Here is a 21499-nt window from a genome sequence, read left to right on the forward strand (position 1 = left end):
TAATTAGCTTAACCAACGTTATAAGTTTGACAATTCTCTTATTTTTGTCTTTTAAACTTATTAGCAATGCGAAAAATTTCAGTTTTATTTATCTTTTTATTAAGTCTATTTTCTTGTGATGATGGCGACATTATTACCACAGAACTAGACTTTGATGATACTTTTGAGGCTTGTGGTGATTTAGTTTTCTTTAAAGTAAAAACGGAACCTAACGAAACGCTTTCATTACAATTAGATAGTCCTAGTTTTACTGTTGCTTCTTTGCTTGAAACTGAAGCTAACGCTGATAACACGTTACTAGTAGATTTGGTAACAACAGATGTTACCGTAGCTAGTGTTGCTGGTTTATTTAAGTTTAGAAGTTACACTAGTGATCCTACTGATTTTTTCTGTAATGATGTCCCTCCAAACGGTATTCAAATAGTTGAAGAGTATACAACTACAAGTGGAACTGCATATTTTACTGTAAGTTTAATTGAAGATGATAACGACGGAATACCTGCCGAATTAGAAGATGATAATTTAGATGGTGATAACGACCACACAACAAATCCTTTAGATACAGATGGTGACGGTTTGCCAGATTATTTAGATGCAGACGATGATGGTGATAATGTTTTAACAGCAAGTGAAAGTGTTGCTTACACAGAAACTGATGGCCTAAATAATGCTTTGGACACTGACGGAGATGGTATTGCAAATTATTTAGATAACGATGATGATGGCGATGGTATACCAACCAGAAATGAAGAAGTTACAACTTTTGATAATAACCCAACCAATGATGTTTCTGACAGTACTTTTGGTCCTGATTATTTAAACCCAATATTCATGAATAATCATCAACCAACATCATTTAGAAGTCATAGTATTTCTCAGGAATTTACAGTTACTCTTAAATTTGAAAATATTTCTTTTCCTGAAATTATTTATGACGAAACTAATTTTGGTACCTTAGATGATGGTTTAACGTCTAAAACTAGAACAATTACACCACCTTTTATTTAGGATTAATTAGTAGTGCTAGCATTTTGCATAATATAAACCTCCGTAGCTCCTAAACCGTATTTTTTATAGTCGGCTTCGTAGTATTTAACATTGTCATACCTACTAAATAGGGTTTCTAATTCCATTTTTAAAACACCTTCTCCGACACCGTGTATAAACACAATTTTTTGAAGACGCTTTTTAATAGCAAATTCTAACTTATGTCTAGCGGTATCTAATTGAATGGTTAATTTGTCATAATTAGTCATACCTCTTTCGTGGTCAACTAACTTATGTAAATGCAAATCCACTTCCATAGTTGGCTCATAACGTTCCTTAGCCTTAACTTTGGTTGTAGAATGGCGTTTTTTCTCTGTTTTTTCAGACAATACTTGTTGTAGTGATGCCGAATTAAAAACATTATTTCTTAGTGTAGCTGATTTAGTTTTAACTAATTCAGAAGGCTTAAATTCAAGCTCAAAACCTTCATCTGTTTCAATAGTTACAGTATTTGACACTATAGCTATTATTGTTCCAGACAAAGCATCATCCAAAACATCTACTACATCTCCAATCTTTAAATTCATTCTTCTTCGTCTTCAATTAGTTCTGATTCAACAAACGTCTCCTTTTCTTTTTTACTCGGTATTCCTGACTGCAAATTAAAAATACCAAACATTAATACAGCAACACCACCAACTAAGAGTAATATGTTTTGTTTCTCATTAGCATTGGCATAAATGGCAACAACTGCACCTAGTAAAATACAGATATAGTAAAGCGTAGTCTTTTTTTGCACGATTGCGATATATTTAATTATTTAAACAAATCTATATATTTTTATAATACTTGTGTCGATTAGCTTAGTAAAAAAACACCAATTAACAAATCATTAATCCGCAATACCTTACATAAAGGATAGTCAAAAGACTAAAAATGAAATTATTATACTGAATTAAACCAATCATATTGATAAATTCAATATTTTTGTATAGAATATTCATCCCCCAAAGAATCATGAAAAAAAACCTAATATTCGCACTACTCTTATGTCCTATATATATGAGCTTTGCGCAACTGACAGTTAGAAACGATGCTTACATTTTTGTTGACGGTACTGGATTTGACGACACTGTAGCGGATGTCGCTCCATTATTTGTAACGGACAACATTAACCTACAAGAAGCAAACAGTACTATTTATTTAAGAAACGAAGCACAAATAATACAAGGTATTAAATCAACAGGTAATTCTGGTTTAGGTAAACTAAGTGTTTATCAACAAGGTACTGTACATAATTATGCTTATAACTATTGGGCCTCTCCTGTAGGTAATGTATCAACTAATACGACAGGTAATTCTGCGTTTATACCTAATCAAAACATTTTTGATGTTGTAGATTTAACCAACAGTAATTTAGCTGGTTATGCTACTTCTGGATACAATGGTACAAGTGCACCTTTAAATATTGAAAGTTATTGGTTATGGAAGTATAACCCTGGTACATCTTATAGTGATTGGATATTTGTTGGTCAATCAGGAACCGTAGACGCAGGTTATGGTTTTACGATGAAAGGGACCACTGGATCTACTCCTGCTTCTGGGCAATTATATGATTTTAGAGGAAAGCCGAACGAAGGTGAAATTGGTGCTGAAGTTACCTTAGGTCAAGAAACTTTAATAGGAAATCCTTTTCCTTCCGCTTTAGATGCAAAAGCTTTTATACATGATGCCAACAATGTGCCTCTATTAGATACTGGCTCGTTATATTATTGGGAACAAGACCAATCTGTAAGCTCTCATGTTTTAGTAGACTACAGAGCAGGTTATGGTGCTTATACTATTGATGCTTCAGGTACACTTGGATCTTACGTCCCTCCTGCTTTTAATGCTTATAATGGCGATGGTACTTTAAATACAGCCGGATCGACATCCACCACAGGAAAAAGAGCCAGACGTTATATCCCTGTTGGTCAAGGATACATGGTCAAAGGTGCAGCCACAGGTACACTTTTAATATCAGATAAACACCGTGTATTTTATAAGAAAACTGGAGTGAATAGTGAATTTTACAGAACAACTTCGCAAAGAAGTACTAGTAATGATGCCTCAGAATACCAAATGGTATACAACGACAATGGATATCAAATTATTCCTGAAGCTTTCAAACGCTTTAGATTAAACGTAGATTTTGGAGTTGCATACACAAGACAATTATTACATAATTTTCACGACTCAGCAACACCTGGAATGGATTATGGCTTAGAAAGTAAAGTGAATAGTCTTTTAAGTGCTGATGCTAACTGGAAACAAGGCAATGATGCTTATGTTACTAAGGCCGATAAATTTGAAATTGAATTAATAATTCCAATCATTTTAAATATAGATGCGCCACAAACGCTAAAATTTAGATTAACGGATGTTCAAAATTTTGACAATGGACAGCCAATATTTTTACACGATAAAGACAACGATTTATACGTAGACTTAAGACAGCAAGACTTTGATGTTATTTTACCTATTGGTCTTTATTCTAATAGATTTGAAATTACTTTTGAAGAAGCAAATACATTATCAAGTGATGAGTTTGTAGATAATAATTTTAATGTACTACAAAACAATGCCAATGCAGAATTAGTAGTACTAAACCCTAAAAATTTAAAAATTAATAGTATTGAGTTATTTGATATAACTGGTAAGCTAGTTTTTAATAAATTAGTTAACAATACAACTACAAGATTAAGCTATTCTACTAAAAACCTAAGTGATGGTGTGTATTTAGTAAAAACCACATTATCTAATAGCAATACAACTACTAAAAAAGTAATTGTCGCTAACAAAAAATAAAATTAATTACTGTTTAAACAAAAAAAAGACTGTCAAAATTGACAGTCTTTTTTAGTTTATAACAATTTAAAAATTACTTTTCAAATTGTTTTAATGTTTTTGTAATAATACCAACACAATCTAACAATTGTTCTTTAGTCATTACTAAAGGCGGCGCAAAACGGATAATATTACCGTGCGTTGGCTTTGCTAATAAACCATTATCACGTAATGCAATACAAATGTTCCAGGCAGTCTCGCTATCTTCTGTATCGTTTATTAAAATGGCATTTAACAATCCTTTACCTCTTACCGAGTTAACAATATTTGAAGTTTCGATAAATTTAGCTAATTCAGATCTAAATAATTCTCCTAAATCAAAAGCGTTTTGTGCTAATTTTTCATCTTTAATTACTTCTAAAGCTGCAGTTCCAATTGCTGCTGCAACTGGGTTACCTCCAAATGTACTACCGTGGTTACCTGGCTTAATAACATTCATTATGTTATCGTTTGCTAACACAGCACTTACTGGGTAAGCTCCTCCTGACAGTGCTTTTCCTAATATTAAAATATCAGCTTTTACTTCTGGAGTACCAGAGCAATGTTTGTCAGAACAAGTACAATTACCACAAGTTGCTAATAAACGTCCTGTTCTTGCAATACCTGTTTGTACTTCATCTGCAATAAATAAAACGTTATGTTTTGCACATAATGCTTTAGCTTTTGCTAAATACCCTTCACTTGGCACGTATACACCCGCTTCTCCTTGGATAGGCTCCACTAAGAAACCTGCAACGTTTTTGTTACTATTTAGCACATCTTCTAATGCTTGAAGATTATCATATTCAATTTTAATAAATCCTTTTGTATAAGGTCCAAAGTTTTTACGTGCTACTGGATCGTTAGAAAAAGATATAATAGTAGTTGTACGACCATGAAAATTGTTTTCGCAAACAACAATCTCAGCTTCATTCTCATCAATACCTTTTACTTCATAAGCCCATTTTCTACATAGCTTTAAAGCAGTCTCTACCGCTTCAGCACCAGTATTCATTGGTAATAACTTATCGTAATTAAATGTTTCGGTAGCATATTTTTCAAATTTACCTAACATATCATTATAAAAAGCACGAGACGTTAATGTCAATGTTTGCGCTTGTTTAACCATTGCTCCTACTATTTTCGGGTGACAATGTCCTTGATTAACTGCGGAATATGCAGATAAAAAATCATAATATTTTTTTCCTTCTACGTCCCAAACATATACCCCTTCACCTTTGCTTAATACAACAGGTAATGGATGATAGTTGTGTGCTCCGTATTTGTTTTCTAAGTCCATCGCTTCTTGCGATGTTAATTGGTTTAAAACAGCCATTTTTTCAATATTTAAAGTTATAAAGTAGCCATTCCTTCTGTACCTTTATCCTTTCGAAAGCTCGAAAATTCAGCGTGGGAGAGAAATCATCCCTAAGAACACGCAAATTAATAAATAAAACCTTCAAAGAAATAAAAATCAGCTTTATTATAGTAATATATACCAATTCTAAATTCCTTTTAACAGACAAAAGCGCACTTTATCCGATGTGACATTTAGTAGTTCTATTAATAATTACAACTGTCTTATAAATTCTATTTTAGCTTAAATCATTAACTAATCAACAAAATAATAACACAAAATGGAATTTTTAAAAAACATTGAAAGAAGTATTTCAAACTCACTTGGAGATAATTTGACTAATGCTTTGGGTGCTTTACTTATATTAATAATAGGAATCTTTGTCGCTAAATTTGTAAAAAAAATAATTACAAAATTAGTAGCAAAAAGTGGTATAGATGCAAAACTTAAAAGCGATAAAGTAATATTGTCAAAACTAATTGGTAAGCTTATCTACTTTTTATTAATGATAATTGTGTTTATGCTAGCATTAGAAAAATTAGGAATGACTAACGTTCTTGAGCCATTAAAAATAATGCTTAATAAATTTTTAGGTTTTATTCCTAATATTATAGGAGCAGGATTAGTAGCTTACATAGGTTACATGCTTGCTAATGTAGTTTCAGAATTAGTAGAATTATCTGGAGATACTATTCAAAAATTTACACCAAAATTAAAATTACCAGAAAATATTAATCTTGTTAAAATTTTAAAACAAGTAGTATTCATTTTAATATTTATACCATTATTAATTTCTGCATTAAACATTTTAAATATAGAAACTATTTCAGAGCCAGCAACACAAATGTTAAGTACGTTCTTTGCTGCTATTCCTAAAATATTATTAGCTGCAATTATTTTAATAGTATTTGTTGTCGCTGCAAAATTTATTTCTTCTTTATTAAAAGACCTTTTAAAAAGCATGAACTTAGACAGTACTTTAGAAAAAATGAATATGAAAAGCTTATTTGGTAACACCAATGTAGCAACTGCTATTTCTAAAATAGTTTATGTTTTTATTATCCTTTTTGGATTAGTTACAGCTCTAGAAAAATTAGAATTCTCTCAATTAACATCTATTGTTGACACAGTAATTTCTTACGGTGGAAGAATCCTTTTCGGAATTGTAATTATTACACTTGGTATGTGGTTAGCTAATTTATTAACTTCTACAATAGCAAAGGGTAACAACGTTTTTGTAACTTCTATTATTAAAATAGCAATTATCGCTATTTTTCTAGCTATCGGATTACGCTCTATGGGAATTGCTGATGAAATTGTAAACTTAGCATTCGGAATTACATTAGGTACAGTAGCACTTACAGTGGTATTATCTTTTGGACTTGGTGGTCGTGAAGCTGCAGGAAAACAAATGTCTAACATTTTAGACAGATTTAATAAAAAATAATTTAAATTTCCTTTAAATTTAAAACTGCTCTAAAACATTAGAGCAGTTTTTTTTTGATATTTTTGCACTTATGGCAAGACGAAATACAAAAAAACAAATTTTTACTAATGTAGAAGTTTTAGATGCTGCAGCTAAAGGAAAGACTGTAGCTAAAGCACCTGATGGACGTGTTATATTTTTACCAAACGCAGTACCAGGAGATATAGTAGATGTACAAACATTTAAAAAACGTAAGTCTTATTTTGAAGGTAAGGCCACTGTTTTTCATAAATTAAGTGATAAACGTACAACTCCAGAATGTGAGCATTTTGGCGTTTGTGGGGGTTGCAAGTGGCAAGATATGGGCTATGAGCACCAATTATATTACAAACAAAATGAAGTTACAAATAACCTAACCAGAATTGGTCATTTAGAGTTGCCAGAAGTAACTCCTATCCTACCGTCTGCAGAACAATATTTTTATAGAAATAAAATGGAGTTCTCTTTTAGCGATGCTAGATGGTTAACTTTAGAAGAAGTACAATCTGATAGAGATTTAGGAGACAGAAATGCACTTGGTTTTCATATTCCTGGAATGTGGGACAAAATATTAGATATTAAAAAATGTCATTTACAAGCAGATCCTTCTAACGCTATTAGAAATGCAGTTAGAGATTTTTCTATTAAAAATGAACTAGAATTCTTTAATACTAGAAACCAAACCGGTTTATTACGTACTATGATGATACGTACGTCTTCTACAGGCGATATAATGGTTGTTATTCAATTTTTTAAAGAAGATGTTGCAAAACGTGAATTGCTTTTAAATTATGTAGCCGAAACTTTTCCAGAAATAACATCATTACAATATATTATTAACGAAAAAGCTAACGATACTATTTACGATCAAGATGTAATTTGCTTTAAAGGTGAAGATCATATTTTTGAAGAAATGGAAGGTTTGAAATTTAAGATAAATGCGAAGTCATTTTATCAAACCAATTCTAATCAAGCCTACGAGTTATATAAACTAACCCGTGAGTTTGCCGATTTAAAAGGAGACGAATTAGTTTACGATTTATATACAGGTACCGGAACTATTGCTCAATTTGTATCTAAAAAAGCTAAAAAAGTGGTTGGTGTAGAAGCTGTACCAGATGCTATTAGTGCAGCAAAAGAAAATGCTGAACGCAATAATATTACAAATTGCGAGTTTTTTGTAGGAGACATGAAAAACGTTTTTAACCAAGAGTTTATAAATACTCATGGTCAACCAGACGTTATTATTACAGATCCACCAAGAGACGGAATGCATAAAGATGTGGTACAACAAATACTAAATATTGCGCCACAAAAAATAGTATATGTAAGTTGTAATAGTGCGACGCAAGCTAGAGATTTAGAGTTAATGAAAGACATCTATAACATTACTAAAGTGCAAGCTGTAGATATGTTTCCGCAAACACACCATGTAGAAAATATTGTACTTTTAGAAAAGAAATAATTTACAACGTAAATGAAACATTTAAAACTTTACTTAGTAGTATTGGTTGCCTCGTTTAGTCTTTTGACTTGTGAGCGTGACGATTTATGTCCAGAAACAACACCTACAACGCCAAGTCTAATTATTGATTTTTACAACAATAATGCGCAGGACAGTAGGAAAAATGCAACAAACCTATATGTAATTGGTCAGGATAATGAAGACGTTTTAGATGGTTATAATGTTGCAACCGTAAACCAAGTTGTGTTACCATTACGAACAGACACAGATACTACAACATTTTCTTTAACCCGTAATACAGTTTTAGATGACGATGGTAATATTACCTCAGGTAATACAGATACAGTTACTATAACCTACGCTACGGAAGACGTTTATGTCTCTAGAGCTTGTGGTTATAAAACTATATTTAAAAATGTAGTAGTAACAATAGATGGAGGTACGGATGCTAATTGGATCATATTTGCACAACCAGAAAATGATAATTTAACAATTGAAGATGAAACAACAACACACTATTTCTTTTATCATTAGTCTGTTTTTGTGCTGTAGTATAACATTACACGCACAAGAAGAAAAAGAAGAGGTCGCAATCAAAAAAGATAGTATCCAACTGCGCTATGGTTTGCGTTTAGGTACAGACGCTAGTAAATTAATTAGAACAGCTTTAGACGATGACTATTCTGGTTTTGAAATTAATGGTGATTACCGTTTGACTAAAGATCTATTTATTGCGGGAGAAATTGGTAATGAAGAAAAAACAACCACCAATGACTTTTTAGATGTTACTGCTAAAGGAAGCTACTTTAAAGTTGGTTTTGACTATAACCTTTATGATAATTGGGCAGGAGCGGATAATATGATTTATTCAGGTTTTAGAATTGGAGCTAGTACTTTTAGTCAAACTAGAACTAGCTACACTGTTTATTCTACCAATCAATATTGGCAACCTCAATTCTCATCAACAGAGTCAATAGAATCTAGTGGCTTGTCTGCCATTTGGGTTGAATTAATATTAGGAATTAAAGCTGAAGTTTTTACTAATTTTTATATTGGTATTAATGCGCAATTAAAAGGAATGATTACGCAAGACCAACCTGTAGATTTTGAAAATTTATTTGTTCCTGGATTTAACAAAACGTTTGATTCTGGTCGTATCGGAGTTGGTTACGGATACAGTGTTTCCTATCTAATACCGCTTTTTAAGAAAAACAAAAACAGTGTAAAAACAAAAAAGGAAGTTGATAATTAATCAACTTCCTTTTTTTTTATTAGCTATTTGTAATAACTACTTATTCATGTACTTTCCTTTTTTACTTCCTGCGTAAATCTCGTATTTAACTAAACGTGATTCCAACATAGCATTCATTAAATGGATTTTTCTTGATGGTCTTAAACCAACATGTTTTAAAGCCTCTAAATTAGAAGTAATAAACCAAGCATCTGTATTTGGATAATTCTGCTTTAAAGTATCTCCTATATTCTTGTAAAAGCTCTCCATTTCAATATCAAGACGTTCTCCGTACGGTGGGTTAAATACCATATGTAATTTTGACTCCCCTCCTCTTTGTGTCTTAAAAAAGTCTTCGTGCTGTATTGTTATAAAATCCTCTAAGTGCGCATTTGCAATGTTTTCCTTAGCTTTTGTAACTGCACTTGGAGACTTATCATAGCCTACTATTTTATGATGAAAATCTCTAGTCTTTTTAATTAAAGACTCTTCTATTTTTTCAAATAAATCTACATCCCAATCGTTCCAACGCTCAAAAGCAAACTCTTTACGCATTAAATTTGGTGGTATATTACAAGCAATCATAGCAGCTTCTGCTAAAATAGTTCCACTACCACACATTGGGTCTATAAAATCGGATTGTCCATCCCAACCTGACAACATAATAATCCCTGCTGCCAACACCTCGTTAATAGGTGCAATATTGGTTGCTAATTTATAACCCCGTTTGTGTAAAGAATCTCCAGAAGAATCTAAGGAAATATTACACTCTTCCCTATCAATATGGACGTTAATTTTAACATCCGGAAACTTTAAGTCTACATTTGGACGCTCTCCAGTTTCGTCCCTAAACTTATCGACAATGGCATCTTTAGTTTTTTGTGCTATATATAAAGAGTGTGTAAACACCGTAGAATTTATTGTAGCATCAACAGCTAATGTTCCTGACGACTTCAAATAAGGCGTCCAGTCCATTTTATAAACCTGATCATATAGATCTTTTTCTGTTTGAATTTTAAAACTATGTATCGGTTTTAAAATTTTTGTTGCTGTACGCAAAGCCAAATTACTTTTGTACATAAATCCTTTATCCCCAACAAATGACACGTTACGAACACCGATTTTTACATCGCGCGCACCCAATTGTGTTAACTCTTTTGCTAGTAACTCTTCAAAGCCAAATAAAGTTTTGGCAACCATCTTGAAATTTTCTTCCATTCTTTTCGTCTAATACTTTGCAAAAATACTCTATTTTTGCCGGAAATATAACCTTTATAAATAATTGGGTTAAGGATGGAGCAATTTGTTTGAGCTCCTCGGAGAGAGCGAGTTGTGAGAGCCTGATAAACTGTAGCTTAAGCGGAAGTTTAAACCCCAAAAATAAAATATGAATAAAAACGATAAAAAATGGTACGCATCATGGTTTGATAGTCCATTTTACCACATACTTTACAAAGATAGAGATCATACTGAAGCTGAGCATTTTATGACTAGTTTAACGGAATATTTAAATCTTCCTGAGGAAGGTAAAATATTGGATTTAGCTTGTGGTAAAGGTAGACATGCGCTGTATTTAAACTCGATTGGATACAATGTTACTGGTGCAGATTTATCAGAAAACAGTATTAATCATGCTAAGCAATTTGAAAATGACACATTGCATTTTAAAGTGCATAATATGTGTGAGCCTTTCGGCGAAACTTTTGATGCTGTGTTTAATTTGTTTACTAGTTTTGGATATTTTGAAAACGAATCTGACAATTTAGCGACTATAAAAGCTATTAAAGCCAATTTAAACGATTCTGGTTTTGGTGTTATTGATTTTATGAATACCGAGTTTATTATTGACAACCTGGTTCCCGAAAACGTTAAAACGGTAGAGGGTATTGACTTTTTACAAAAAAGACGAGTAGAAAACGGATACATTATTAAAGACATTAGCTTTACGGCAGATGGCGAAGAGTATCAGTTTCAAGAGCGTGTTAAAGCTTTTAGCTTAGCTGATTTTGAAGCTTTGTTTGAACAAGCCGGTGTTTATTTATTAGATATTTTTGGAGATTATAAATTAAATAAATTTCATAAAAAAACATCTGATCGCTTAATCATGATTATCAAGTAAGTAATTTAGTAAAACAAATGCAAAATTTTATTTTTCCCATTATAGCTGTTGTTTTAGGGTATTTAATAGTCTTATTATTTAAGCCTAAACATAACCGCAGTCTTAAATTACTACTAGCGTTTAGTGGTTCTTTTTTACTGTCAATTACCGTTTTTGATTTTTTACCTGAAGTGTATAATAGTTTTGATAAACCTATTGGTTTGTTTATCATGATTGGTATATTATTACAAATTATACTAGAGTTTTTCTCTAAAGGAGCAGAACATGGTCATGTCCATATTGACAAAAGTAGTGTTGATTTTCCTTGGTTATTATTTATAAGTTTAAGTATACATAGTGTTTTAGAAGGCATCCCTATCGAGGCACATGACCATTTAATTTATGGTGTAATTATCCATAAACTACCTGTAGCTATAATATTATCAACCTTTTTTCTAGCTTCAAACTTAAGCAAGTCTAAAAGTATTATGTTTTTATTACTGTTTGCATTAATGACGCCTTTAGGAGTGTTTTTATCAATGCAATTTCAGTTTTTTGAAAACTATTATTATGAAGTTTCTGCTTTGGTTATTGGTATATTTTTACATATTAGTACCACCATTTTATTTGAAAGTAGCGAAGGGCATAAATTTAATTTAGCTAAACTAAGTACCATTATTTTAGGTATTATAATTGCCTATTTAATATAACGAAGCGTTAACCTTATAAAAATATAAACTAACACGTTTATAAACTTTAACCGTGTTAATACAGTAATATATCTATGTTTTCAAAAGAAGAATCAAGAGAGATAAAAGAGTTGTTTTGGACTAGTTTTGGAAAATCTTTTCCAAGAAAATGGACCCTATACAACACTAAACTAAAAGGCTTAAGCTTCAAGTTTTATTTTGATAATAAAAAAGCTTTTGTAACATTAGACCTTGAAGATGATCTTGAAAACCGCATTAATTACTGGGAAAAACTAGTATCTCTAAAATCTATTTTGTTAGATCAATATCTTCCCGAAGCTATTTATGACGAAGAATATATACTAGATAATGGAAAAGAAATCTCTAGAATTTATGTGCCCTTAGAGCAAAAAGTATCTATACATAACAAAAACTCTTGGCAAGAAGTAATGGTGTTTTTTAATACACACATGGCGCTTTTTGAAGACTTTTTTGAAGAGTATAAAGATATTCTAGAAGATTAAACCTACTCCATTTTTTATCAAAAATAGCTGTTTTAATTGTGTTAGGTACAATTAAAAATAACGACTTAGTATTTGTGTGTTTTATTTTAAAAAGATTAATTACAGTACGTTTTACTATTTTAATCTTTTTAAAAGTAAATGGTATACAGTACTAGTTATAGTCAATTGACAAAGTTTCCTCAATACCAAATAACAGTTTTAGTGTTATTTTCATACGCTATATATCACGTTTAATTATTGGTTTAAAAATATATTTATTCTTTTTAAACCAATAGTATTGATGTGTAAAATAACGTTAAAATAAATTTAAATTCGGACTAATAATTAAACCTTTAGCCAATTACTTGTTATATTTGAGAAGCATGGATACCATATTACAACACTACCAAAACACTCGAAATTACACTCAAACTATTTGTAATCCTCTAAAAATAGAAGATTACACACCACAATCTGCTGCTTTTGCAAGTCCGCCTAAATGGCATATTGCACATACCACATGGTTTTTTGAAGAAATGATTTTGAAATCGTTTTATCCAAATTATATTGTTTTTGACAGTGAGTATTCGTTTTTATTTAATAGTTATTACAATAGCATAGGTAAACGTATAGAGCGTCATAACCGTGGTTTAATTACACGTCCAAGTATTGATGTGATTTTTAAATATCGTGCTTATGTGGATAAACATATGACTCAGCTTTTAGAAACAGCAGCGGATCCAGAAGTTGTAAAATTGACTGTTTTAGGCATAAATCATGAGCAACAACATCAAGAGTTATTGCTTACCGACTTAAAATACACGTTTTCTTTAAATCCAATTAATCCAAAATATACAGACCATAATTTGATTGAAGCCACCAATACAGAATCCGGTTGGTTATCAATACAAGAGGGTGTTTACAGTATTGGACATAACACAGATTCGTTTTCTTTTGATAATGAGCTAGGTTTACATAAAGTCTACCTTCAGCCCTACAGTATTAGTAAAGCCTTAGTAACTAATAAAGAATATATTGAGTTTATTGAAGCCAAAGGCTATCAAACCGCTAATTATTGGCTAGACGAAGGTTGGTATTGGATTAATCACAACGCAATTGACAAACCCTTATATTGGGTTAAGATAGACGCAACTTGGCACCATTATACACTGTCTGGTTTAAAACCAGTTAATCCGGATGCCATTTTAACGCACATATCTTATTATGAGGCTGCCGCATTTGCTTTTTGGAAAGGTATGCGCTTACCAACAGAGTTTGAATGGGAAATAGCCTCTGAAAACTTAAATTGGGGACAGCGTTGGGAATGGACCAATTCCGCTTACTTACCTTATCCTAATTTTGAAATAGCAAAAGGTGCTGTTGGCGAGTATAATGGTAAATTTATGATTAACCAAATGGTGCTTCGTGGGGCATCTTCTGCTACATCCAAAAACCACAGCAGACCAACTTACAGAAACTTTTTTCCTCCACAAACTAAATGGCAATTTTCAGGCATTAGACTAGCTAAATAAATATGAATAACAATTTTTTAAACGACGTAGATAAAGGTCTAAGTAGCACACCCAAATACCTTTTATCCAAATATTTTTATGATAAAAAAGGAGATGCTTTATTTGTAGATATTATGAATATGCCCGAGTATTATTTGACTAGAGCTGAATTTGATATCTTTAAAAATCAAACCCAAAATATCATTAAAGCGCTACAACTTAATAAAAATACTTTTTTTGAATTGATAGAACTTGGAGCTGGAGACGGAACCAAAACAAAAGAACTATTAAAAGTTTTAGATACTGAAAATTACGATTTTAATTATGTGCCAATAGATATTTCTCAAAATGCCTTAGACCAATTAAAGCAAAGTGTAAACAAAGAATTACCTAACGTTAAAACAACCACCAAACAAGGTGATTATTTTAATGTTTTGGCATCATTAAAACAATCTAATCATCCTAAAATAATTTTATTTTTAGGTTCAAATCTTGGTAATTTAAGTGATGTACAAGCGGAAGATTTTCTTTCTAAATTATCAGATTCATTAAGACCAAATGATAAAGTTTTATTAGGTTTAGACCTTATTAAATCTAGAGACATTGTACTACCTGCTTATAATGATAGTCAAGGAATAACCAAACGTTTCAACTTAAACTTATTAGATAGAATTAATAACGAATTAGGTGCAGATTTTGACACGAACACCTTTATACACCAACCAGAATACACAGAAGAAGAAGGTATAGCCAGAAGTTATATAGTAAGCACAACAAATCAAAATGTTACGGTTAAAAGCTTAAATAAAACATTCCATTTTATGGAAGGAGAACGCGTACATACAGAGACCTCTAGAAAATATAATGATACCATTTTAAACTCTTATTTAAAGAATACATCATTACAAGTTATTGACAAATTAATGGATAGTAATACTTATTTCGCAGATTATATATTGGATAAAAAATGATTAAAAAACAATCAGAAGTATTAGGAATATTAGGGCTTGGAAGCCGAAGTACTTTGTTTTATTTAGAACAATTGAACACACAATTCCACACCCTAAAAGGCGATTATCATACCTTCCCTTCTATTACACATACTGTAGATTTTAATACTATAAATCCGTATTTACCAAATCAATTCAATACACTTAAACCCGTTGTTAAACAACAAATAACATCACTTTTTAAGGACAATGTACATAGCTGTATTGTACCTAATATTACTTTACATGAAACTATAGATCAATTACAATTTGACAAGCCTATACTTCATCCTATAACGTTAAGCACAGAACACCTAAAAGCTCAAAATATAAGTAACGTGATCGTTTTTGGCTCTTTATACACAATGAGCTCGGATTATATTACTAATCAATTACGTTCAGAAAATATTACGGTAACATTGCCATCTAAATCTGATCAAATTACAATTGATAACTGTCGTAAAAAATTATATAATTATTCTGAAACTAATACCGATTTTGAAGAGTACAAAGCACTTATGGAAAAATACAGTAAAAACAGTATTGTATTGGTTGCCTGCACGGAGCTATCGATATGGTCCACTAAATTTAAAAAGGATACGCTAGTAGACATGGCTTTATTACAAATTAAGGCAGGTATAGAATTGTCCGTTTAAATCACGTAAAGTAAAATCATAAAAAAATGGCAAATGGCACCTCCTAAAACAAATAAATGCCAAATAACATGATTGTATGGTATTTTCTCGATAGCATAAAATACAATACCGACAGTATAAGACAAGCCTCCTGCCATAAGTAATACAATACCGTTAGGCTCCAAAATATTTGATAGCGTTGCAAAATCAAACACTATTAACCAGCCCATAACTAAATACAATAGTGTGGAAAAAAAGTTGAATCTCCCTGTGAAAAACAGTTTTAAAACAACACCAAAAGCAGCAATTGCCCAGACGGTATAAAATAATGTCCAACCTAAACTTTGCTCTAAAGTAATAAGTAAAACTGGCGTATATGTTCCCGCAATTAGCAGATAAATACTAACGTGATCTACAATTCTAAAATAGTGTTTCTTTTTTTCTTCAGTAATAATATGATATAGTGTTGACGCTGTAAATAAAATGATTATTGATAAACCGTATACCACAACACTAAACAAACTGTATTCTGTTTTTTTAGTTTCAAAAACCATCAATAGCACTAGTGCTACAATACCAAAAACAGCACCTATACCGTGTGTTAATGCATTTAGTTTTTCTTCAAAAGGGGTTTGCTTACGCATTAGTTATTATTAGATTTATCTGTTGTTTCCCATTTATTGGATAACTTATAGTATTCAAAATTTAAAGGCGATTTTACCAATTTAAGTATTCCTCTTTGCCAGGCTCTAACCAAAATATCTTCGATTAAATAATCTTCCTCTACGTTTTCAGGGTCATACTCACGTTTTAAAGAAATATTAAATAAGTACGCCGTACTATTATACCAAAAGGCACGCCATCCATTACGTAACTCTTTTATCAAGTTAAAGGCTGTATCTCCGGTTTGTCTATGTATTAATTTAACTAAAATTTGACCCTCCGTTTTAGTTAACTTTTTTAACTCTTCAGAAAACTCTTCTTCTATATATTTTTGGACTTTTTTAGCGTACTTCTTTTTCTCGCGTTTTTTAGTCAACGTTTTCAATTTAGTATTTAATGCGTTTAAACGGTCTGCTGCCAACTTAGCATATGGATACACTTTTATTGTTTTTCGTCTTAAAATATAATAACGTCTTCTGTCTGCTTTATCTTTAAAACTTAGCTTATCCAAAAGCATAACTTCATCTAAATAAATAGAAGTATGTGGGATAGAATCTCCAGCAATAATAATGTACTCTACCTCTGTGGAATCTTTTACAACCTCATTAACTTCCTGTGCAAAAAGTCCAAAAGGGAGACATAAAAAAAGGCAAATAATATACTTCATAGTGACTTAACTGCTAAAACTATTCCAAAATAGAACATTTTATTGCACAAAATTAATAATTAACGTCTTGCTAACGATTAAAAAGTGTGAATATTCTTATTTTAGACAAAAATTAAATCAAATGGCAACAAAAAGCATACTTAATAAAAAGTCAATGGACTTTTTAGAAACATATTTAAATAATGCGTCTCCAACAGGATACGAATGGGATGGTCAAAAAATATGGATGGATTACCTTAAACCATATGTAGATGAGTTTTTTACTGACACCTACGGAACAGCTGTTGGGGTTATTAATCCTGATGCTAAATTTAAAGTTGTAATTGAAGGTCATGCAGACGAAATCTCATGGTACGTAAACTATATTTCTGATAACGGATTAATTTATGTGGTAAGAAATGGTGGTAGTGATCATCAAATTGCACCTAGTAAAATAGTTAATATACATACTAAAAACGGTATTGTAAAAGGTGTCTTTGGATGGCCAGCAATACACACACGTAATAAAGCTAAAGAAGAAGCACCAAAGCCTAATAACATTACTATTGATGTTGGTGCTAAAGACAAAGAAGAAGTTGAAAAAATGGGTGTGCACGTGGGATGTGTCATTACTTATCCAGATGAGTTTCATATTTTAAACGGAGACAAATTTGTTTGTCGTGCTTTAGATAACCGTATGGGTGGTTTTATGATTGCTGAAGTAGCACGTTTGCTTAAAGAAAATAAGAAAACATTACCATTTGGACTTTACATAACCAACTCGGTTCAAGAAGAAATTGGTTTACGTGGTGCACAAATGATTGCGGAAACAATCAAACCAAACGTAGCAATAGTTACAGATGTAACGCATGATACTACTACTCCAATGATTGACATGAAAGTACAAGGTCATGTCGAAATTGGTAAAGGTCCTGTAGTTGCCTATGCGCCTGCTGTACAACAAAAATTACGTGATTTAATTACGGATACTGCAGATGATAATAAAATACCGTTTCAACGTGCTGCTTTAAGTAGAGCAACAGGAACTGATACTGATGCATTTGCATACAGTAATGGTGGTGTTGCATCGGCATTAATCTCTTTACCATTACGCTACATGCACACGACTGTAGAAATGGTACACCAAGATGATGTAGAAAACGTTATTAAATTAATTTATGAAACATTACTTAAAATTGAAGATGGTGAAACATTTTCTTATTTTAAATAATCAGTTTTGATCATTTAAATACAAATAACATAAAACAATTAAAGCCTCTTTTTGAGGCTTTTTTTTATCTTTATACTATGCATTTAAAACAACAAAAACACTTATTTGATTTACCAGAAGACGTCACGTATTTAAATATCGCGTCGCAATCGCCTGCATTTAACACGATGCATCAAGCCGGATTAGATGGATTACTACAAAAAAGAAGGCCTTACTTAATAACGGGCTCTGATTATTTTGAACCCGTTAAACAACTTAAATCCTTATTTGCACAACTTATTGATGAAGACAATTATAACCGTATTGCTTTAATTCCGTCAGCATCCTATGGTATTGCAACAGTGACAAATAATATTGTTTTAAAACCAACCGACGAAATTTTGATTATTGACGAGCAGTTTCCTAGTAATTACTATTCCTGGAAAAGATTAGCAGATCAATATCAAGCAACTATTAGAGTTGTAAAAGCACCTTTAGATGAAGAAAACATTGGTCAACAATGGAATTTAGATATCATAAAAGCTATAAATACTAATACCGCTGTGGTAGCCATGGGACATATCCATTGGTCTAACGGAACGTTATTCGATTTAAAAAAAATACGAGAAAAATCTAAACAACACGAAGCCTTATTAATTATTGACGGTAGCCAGAGTATTGGCGCTTTACCATTCTCTGTTAAAGAGTTACAACCCGATGCATTGATTTGTGCAGGCTACAAATGGTTATTTGGTCCGTATGGTTGTGGTTATGCTTATTTTAGTGAAACGTTTGATAACGGAATTCCGCTTGAAGAAAATTGGACTAATCGCTTAGATAGCGACAACTTTTCAGGCTTAACAAACTACCAAGAACAATATAAACCATTAGCCAATCGCTATTCTGCAGGAGAAAGTGCCAGCTTTTTAAACGTAAAAATGCAAATCGCAGCACTACAGCAAGTTTTAGAATGGACACCTGAAGCCATCCAACACTATTGTAAAACAATAACACAAAAAGCTGTTCAAGAATTAAGAGCATTAGGATTTCAGATTGAAGATGATGATTTTAGAACGCATCATTTATTCGGCATTAAATTACCAGAAAACATAACGCCAGAACGTGTAAAACAAACATTGGCTAATCATAATATTTATGTTTCCTTCCGGGGAAACTACATTAGATTGTCTAGTCATGTTTTTAATACAACTGAAGATTTTAAAACATTAATCGCTTGCTTTTCAGCTTTAATTAAAACAACTTAACATGGACGAAACAATTGATATTGTTGACAAAAATGGACTTCCAACTGGAGAGACCGCTTTAAAATCTGTCATTCATACTAAAGGTTATTTACATAATACCGCACACATTTGGTTTTATACTGATGAGGGTCAAATATTACTCGCACAACGTGCAGCATCAAAATCAATCTATCCATTACTTTGGGATGTATCTGTTGCTGGGCACATTGATGCAGGAGAATCTATCGAGAATGGGGCCATAAGAGAAATTAAGGAAGAAATTGGTTTAAAAATAAAACAGACTGATTTAGAAAAAATTGGTGTTTTTGAGTGCTTTCAAAGCTATCCAAATGGGATAAAGGACAACGAGTTTCATAATACTTACATTGTTCCGTTACACCTCCCTATTGTGTCTCTAATACCTCAAGAGGAAGAGGTCAACGCTTTAAAACTAGTTAGTATGTACGATTTTTTAGATCTTTTAGAAAATAGTAAAACTAATGGGCATTTTGTAGCAAGTAATTACGACTATTACATAAAAGTCTCAGAAGCTATTTTAAATAGAATAACTTAAATAATACTATTTAAAAATAGTACCTAAAAGCAAAAACCTCAACTTTTACAAGTTGAGGTTTTTATATGCCATCCATAATAAAATAACAAGTCCCTTTAGATTAATAGCTTCCCTATCTACTGTTATTTTTTACACCATGAATATTTAGAAAAAATCAGTTAATTTGGTTAAATTTATCTGTTCCCTATCTTTCCTACAGCAAACTTACTTATCAAACAGACAAAATGTGTCCGTTTTAAATTTAGTTTAGAAATTATAAAAAAAACATTAAAAACCACAGATACCTCAGAAAACAATAAGACCCGTTTTTAATTAATAATAGTTTATCATATATTCCAAATGCTTCTTAACATAAGACTTGACGTGCGCAGGGCTAACCACTTTAACCCAAAGATTATACTTTAAAATCTCCATTAAAAACTCGTAGTTAGGTTCAATATAAATCCTTATTTCTCCCCAAATATTAGCGTTTTTGTAGTCTAATGACTCTGTTTCAGCTGCTTTAGGACGTTTTACTATCTCTTGAGAATGATGCAAAGGATTACTCTCTAAATATTTAAAATGATGATTAGCTACTTGGATATATATCCATTCTGCTTTTATATCTGTTTTTAAAATACCAATAGCATTTTTAAAATACTGTTTAGGATTAAAACTTATAGGGTTTTTAACCTGATGGTTGGTTATATTTAAAGACTTAATTCTATCATCTAAACAAAAGGCATAAATACCATATTTGTCATTATGTGCAATTAAATACCAAGCCTTATTAATCTCTTTAATATGCAATGGTTGAAAAAAACCTGTAATGGTTTCAAAACCATTATCATCATACCAACCATGATAAGTAATTTCCACTAAAACCTGCAATTCAATAGCTTGTATTAAAGGGACTAAATCTATATAGGCACTTAAAGAACTTCGAGCAGTCGTAACATGATCTTTCCAAGAATGGGCATGATGATGTAAAAGATAAAGTTCTGTTTTTTCATAAACTTCCTTTAAACCATCAGTCATTTCATAGCCTTCTAAAAAATAGCCATAATTACGTTTGTGTAAAATTATAGTTTGAAAATAGGATTTTATTTTCTCTAAATCACGCTTAATCGTTTTTTGAGAAAACTGATTGAGTTTATCATATAGCGGATCATCAATATTATTTACACGTAATTGGTCTAACGCATTTTGTAAATCTTCTAACGGGACATAGCCATTTTTTTCAATTCCATAAACCTTAGGATTTGAAATAACACGTAAAATATAATAGCGTCTTAAAAACTCTGGTGTCATATTAAAATAATGAAAACGAAAGTAATACTAATCTATCAAACAGCTAATGGAAACCGTTTTATATATTTGAAAATTAT

Annotated in this window: 22 protein-coding genes; 15 read left to right on the forward strand and 7 right to left on the reverse strand. The window is 31.5% G+C overall.

The genetic code is table 11. The features are described 5' to 3' along the window. Positions 1–66 precede the first annotated feature (66 nt). Positions 67–1008: a hypothetical protein gene (locus BMZ09_RS06215; RefSeq protein ID WP_090838588.1), complete on the forward strand. Its 942-nt coding sequence runs from the start codon at positions 67–69 to the stop codon at positions 1006–1008. A 2-nt stretch (positions 1009–1010) separates the two neighbouring features. On the opposite strand, the gene BMZ09_RS06220 is transcribed toward BMZ09_RS06215, so the two are convergent. Together BMZ09_RS06220 and BMZ09_RS06225 are read right to left on the reverse strand one after the other, a co-directional pair. After that, complete coding sequence (locus BMZ09_RS06220) at positions 1011–1574, reverse strand: Smr/MutS family protein (RefSeq protein ID WP_090838590.1); 564 nt, start codon at positions 1572–1574, stop codon at positions 1011–1013. Then, the gene (locus tag BMZ09_RS06225) at positions 1571–1786 is read right to left on the reverse strand and encodes a hypothetical protein (RefSeq protein WP_090838592.1); all 216 of its coding nucleotides are present in this window, start codon (positions 1784–1786) and stop codon (positions 1571–1573) included. Before BMZ09_RS06225 ends, BMZ09_RS06220 begins: the two co-directional genes overlap by 4 nt. 218 nt (positions 1787–2004) lie before the next feature. On the opposite strand from BMZ09_RS06225, the gene BMZ09_RS06230 reads away from it, so the two are divergent. Then, complete coding sequence (locus tag BMZ09_RS06230) at positions 2005–3834, forward strand: T9SS sorting signal type C domain-containing protein (protein ID WP_090838594.1); 1830 nt, start codon at positions 2005–2007, stop codon at positions 3832–3834. A gap of 73 nt (positions 3835–3907) precedes the next feature. Here BMZ09_RS06230 and rocD read toward each other — a convergent pair whose 3' ends face one another. Then, the gene (rocD, locus tag BMZ09_RS06235; RefSeq protein WP_090838596.1) at positions 3908–5188 is read right to left on the reverse strand and encodes an ornithine--oxo-acid transaminase; all 1281 of its coding nucleotides are present in this window, start codon (positions 5186–5188) and stop codon (positions 3908–3910) included. A gap of 301 nt (positions 5189–5489) precedes the next feature. Between rocD and BMZ09_RS06240 the strand changes: the two genes are divergently transcribed. The 4 genes from BMZ09_RS06240 to BMZ09_RS06255 all read left to right on the forward strand — a co-directional run bounded on the left by BMZ09_RS06240 (position 5490) and on the right by BMZ09_RS06255 (position 9391). After that, positions 5490–6656, forward strand: coding sequence for a mechanosensitive ion channel (locus BMZ09_RS06240; RefSeq protein ID WP_090838598.1), 1167 nt, complete (start codon positions 5490–5492; stop codon positions 6654–6656). 70 nt (positions 6657–6726) lie between these two features. Continuing rightward, entirely contained in the window at positions 6727–8139 is a 1413-nt protein-coding gene (gene rlmD, locus BMZ09_RS06245; RefSeq protein ID WP_090838600.1) for a 23S rRNA (uracil(1939)-C(5))-methyltransferase RlmD, read from the forward strand. 12 nt (positions 8140–8151) lie between these two features. Beyond that, entirely contained in the window at positions 8152–8673 is a 522-nt protein-coding gene (locus BMZ09_RS06250) for a DUF6452 family protein (protein WP_090838602.1), read from the forward strand. Further along, positions 8639–9391, forward strand: a complete 753-nt coding sequence (locus tag BMZ09_RS06255; protein ID WP_090838604.1) for a DUF6048 family protein — start codon at positions 8639–8641, stop codon at positions 9389–9391. Before BMZ09_RS06250 ends, BMZ09_RS06255 begins: the two co-directional genes overlap by 35 nt. 36 nt (positions 9392–9427) lie before the next feature. Here the strand turns inward: BMZ09_RS06255 and BMZ09_RS06260 are convergent, their stop codons facing one another. Further along, positions 9428–10588: a THUMP domain-containing class I SAM-dependent RNA methyltransferase gene (locus BMZ09_RS06260; RefSeq protein ID WP_090838606.1), complete on the reverse strand. Its 1161-nt coding sequence runs from the start codon at positions 10586–10588 to the stop codon at positions 9428–9430. 169 nt (positions 10589–10757) lie between these two features. Between BMZ09_RS06260 and BMZ09_RS06265 the strand changes: the two genes are divergently transcribed. From BMZ09_RS06265 to BMZ09_RS06290, 6 genes are all read left to right on the forward strand, one after another. Beyond that, a complete protein-coding gene (locus tag BMZ09_RS06265; protein WP_090838608.1) occupies positions 10758–11489 on the forward strand; it encodes a class I SAM-dependent methyltransferase in 732 nt (243 codons plus the stop codon). A gap of 17 nt (positions 11490–11506) precedes the next feature. Further along, entirely contained in the window at positions 11507–12178 is a 672-nt protein-coding gene (locus tag BMZ09_RS06270) for a ZIP family metal transporter (protein WP_090838610.1), read from the forward strand. A 74-nt stretch (positions 12179–12252) separates the two neighbouring features. Further along, a complete protein-coding gene (locus BMZ09_RS06275; RefSeq protein WP_090838612.1) occupies positions 12253–12681 on the forward strand; it encodes a DUF4268 domain-containing protein in 429 nt (142 codons plus the stop codon). Positions 12682–13043: 362 nt separating this feature from the next. Then, a complete protein-coding gene (egtB, locus tag BMZ09_RS06280; protein ID WP_090838615.1) occupies positions 13044–14192 on the forward strand; it encodes an ergothioneine biosynthesis protein EgtB in 1149 nt (382 codons plus the stop codon). Between the two features lie 2 nt (positions 14193–14194). Next, positions 14195–15142, forward strand: a complete 948-nt coding sequence (locus BMZ09_RS06285; protein ID WP_090838617.1) for an L-histidine N(alpha)-methyltransferase — start codon at positions 14195–14197, stop codon at positions 15140–15142. Then, positions 15139–15816, forward strand: coding sequence for an aspartate/glutamate racemase family protein (locus tag BMZ09_RS06290; RefSeq protein WP_090838620.1), 678 nt, complete (start codon positions 15139–15141; stop codon positions 15814–15816). The genes BMZ09_RS06285 and BMZ09_RS06290 overlap by 4 nt, the downstream gene beginning before the upstream one ends. Here BMZ09_RS06290 and trhA read toward each other — a convergent pair. Beyond that, complete coding sequence (gene trhA / locus BMZ09_RS06295) at positions 15813–16439, reverse strand: PAQR family membrane homeostasis protein TrhA (protein WP_090838622.1); 627 nt, start codon at positions 16437–16439, stop codon at positions 15813–15815. The two genes, BMZ09_RS06290 and trhA, sit on opposite strands and share 4 nt — an antisense overlap. After that, on the reverse strand, positions 16439–17125 hold the full coding sequence (locus BMZ09_RS06300; RefSeq protein WP_090838624.1) for a DUF4294 domain-containing protein: 687 nt from the start codon (positions 17123–17125) through the stop codon (positions 16439–16441). Before BMZ09_RS06300 ends, trhA begins: the two co-directional genes overlap by 1 nt. Positions 17126–17246: 121 nt before the next feature. Here BMZ09_RS06300 and BMZ09_RS06305 point away from each other — a divergent pair, with 121 nt between their 5' ends. The 3 genes from BMZ09_RS06305 to BMZ09_RS06315 all read left to right on the forward strand — a co-directional run bounded on the left by BMZ09_RS06305 (position 17247) and on the right by BMZ09_RS06315 (position 20132). Then, positions 17247–18335, forward strand: a complete 1089-nt coding sequence (locus tag BMZ09_RS06305) for a M42 family metallopeptidase (protein ID WP_090838626.1) — start codon at positions 17247–17249, stop codon at positions 18333–18335. A 77-nt stretch (positions 18336–18412) separates the two neighbouring features. Continuing rightward, positions 18413–19579, forward strand: a complete 1167-nt coding sequence (locus tag BMZ09_RS06310; RefSeq protein ID WP_090838628.1) for an aminotransferase class V-fold PLP-dependent enzyme — start codon at positions 18413–18415, stop codon at positions 19577–19579. A 1-nt stretch (position 19580) separates the two neighbouring features. After that, entirely contained in the window at positions 19581–20132 is a 552-nt protein-coding gene (locus tag BMZ09_RS06315) for an NUDIX hydrolase (RefSeq protein ID WP_090838631.1), read from the forward strand. A 312-nt stretch (positions 20133–20444) separates the two neighbouring features. Here BMZ09_RS06315 and BMZ09_RS06320 read toward each other — a convergent pair whose 3' ends face one another. Then, positions 20445–21422 (reverse strand): helix-turn-helix transcriptional regulator, encoded by a 978-nt coding sequence (locus BMZ09_RS06320; protein ID WP_090838633.1) that lies wholly within the window; start codon positions 21420–21422, stop codon positions 20445–20447. Between the last annotated feature and the right edge of the window lie 77 nt (positions 21423–21499).

This window comes from Olleya namhaensis, assembly GCF_900114005.1.
GTDB classification, from domain to species: Bacteria; Bacteroidota; Bacteroidia; order Flavobacteriales; family Flavobacteriaceae; genus Olleya; species Olleya namhaensis.

What these genes read in the sequence shown, in the direction of transcription:
- BMZ09_RS06215 (WP_090838588.1), top strand. Translation starts at nt 67, where the DNA reads ATGCGAAAAATTTCAGTTTTATTTATCTTTTTATTAAGTCTATTTTCT.
- BMZ09_RS06220 (WP_090838590.1), bottom strand. Translation starts at nt 1,574, where the DNA reads ATGAATTTAAAGATTGGAGATGTAGTAGATGTTTTGGATGATGCTTTG.
- BMZ09_RS06230 (WP_090838594.1), top strand. Translation starts at nt 2,005, where the DNA reads ATGAAAAAAAACCTAATATTCGCACTACTCTTATGTCCTATATATATG.
- rocD (WP_090838596.1), bottom strand. Translation starts at nt 5,188, where the DNA reads ATGGCTGTTTTAAACCAATTAACATCGCAAGAAGCGATGGACTTAGAA.
- BMZ09_RS06240 (WP_090838598.1), top strand. Translation starts at nt 5,490, where the DNA reads ATGGAATTTTTAAAAAACATTGAAAGAAGTATTTCAAACTCACTTGGA.
- rlmD (WP_090838600.1), top strand. Translation starts at nt 6,727, where the DNA reads ATGGCAAGACGAAATACAAAAAAACAAATTTTTACTAATGTAGAAGTT.
- BMZ09_RS06250 (WP_090838602.1), top strand. Translation starts at nt 8,152, where the DNA reads ATGAAACATTTAAAACTTTACTTAGTAGTATTGGTTGCCTCGTTTAGT.
- BMZ09_RS06255 (WP_090838604.1), top strand. Translation starts at nt 8,639, where the DNA reads ATGAAACAACAACACACTATTTCTTTTATCATTAGTCTGTTTTTGTGC.
- BMZ09_RS06260 (WP_090838606.1), bottom strand. Translation starts at nt 10,588, where the DNA reads ATGGAAGAAAATTTCAAGATGGTTGCCAAAACTTTATTTGGCTTTGAA.
- BMZ09_RS06265 (WP_090838608.1), top strand. Translation starts at nt 10,758, where the DNA reads ATGAATAAAAACGATAAAAAATGGTACGCATCATGGTTTGATAGTCCA.
- BMZ09_RS06270 (WP_090838610.1), top strand. Translation starts at nt 11,507, where the DNA reads ATGCAAAATTTTATTTTTCCCATTATAGCTGTTGTTTTAGGGTATTTA.
- BMZ09_RS06275 (WP_090838612.1), top strand. Translation starts at nt 12,253, where the DNA reads ATGTTTTCAAAAGAAGAATCAAGAGAGATAAAAGAGTTGTTTTGGACT.
- egtB (WP_090838615.1), top strand. Translation starts at nt 13,044, where the DNA reads ATGGATACCATATTACAACACTACCAAAACACTCGAAATTACACTCAA.
- BMZ09_RS06285 (WP_090838617.1), top strand. Translation starts at nt 14,195, where the DNA reads ATGAATAACAATTTTTTAAACGACGTAGATAAAGGTCTAAGTAGCACA.
- BMZ09_RS06290 (WP_090838620.1), top strand. Translation starts at nt 15,139, where the DNA reads ATGATTAAAAAACAATCAGAAGTATTAGGAATATTAGGGCTTGGAAGC.
- trhA (WP_090838622.1), bottom strand. Translation starts at nt 16,439, where the DNA reads ATGCGTAAGCAAACCCCTTTTGAAGAAAAACTAAATGCATTAACACAC.
- BMZ09_RS06300 (WP_090838624.1), bottom strand. Translation starts at nt 17,125, where the DNA reads ATGAAGTATATTATTTGCCTTTTTTTATGTCTCCCTTTTGGACTTTTT.
- BMZ09_RS06305 (WP_090838626.1), top strand. Translation starts at nt 17,247, where the DNA reads ATGGCAACAAAAAGCATACTTAATAAAAAGTCAATGGACTTTTTAGAA.
- BMZ09_RS06310 (WP_090838628.1), top strand. Translation starts at nt 18,413, where the DNA reads ATGCATTTAAAACAACAAAAACACTTATTTGATTTACCAGAAGACGTC.
- BMZ09_RS06315 (WP_090838631.1), top strand. Translation starts at nt 19,581, where the DNA reads ATGGACGAAACAATTGATATTGTTGACAAAAATGGACTTCCAACTGGA.
- BMZ09_RS06320 (WP_090838633.1), bottom strand. Translation starts at nt 21,422, where the DNA reads ATGACACCAGAGTTTTTAAGACGCTATTATATTTTACGTGTTATTTCA.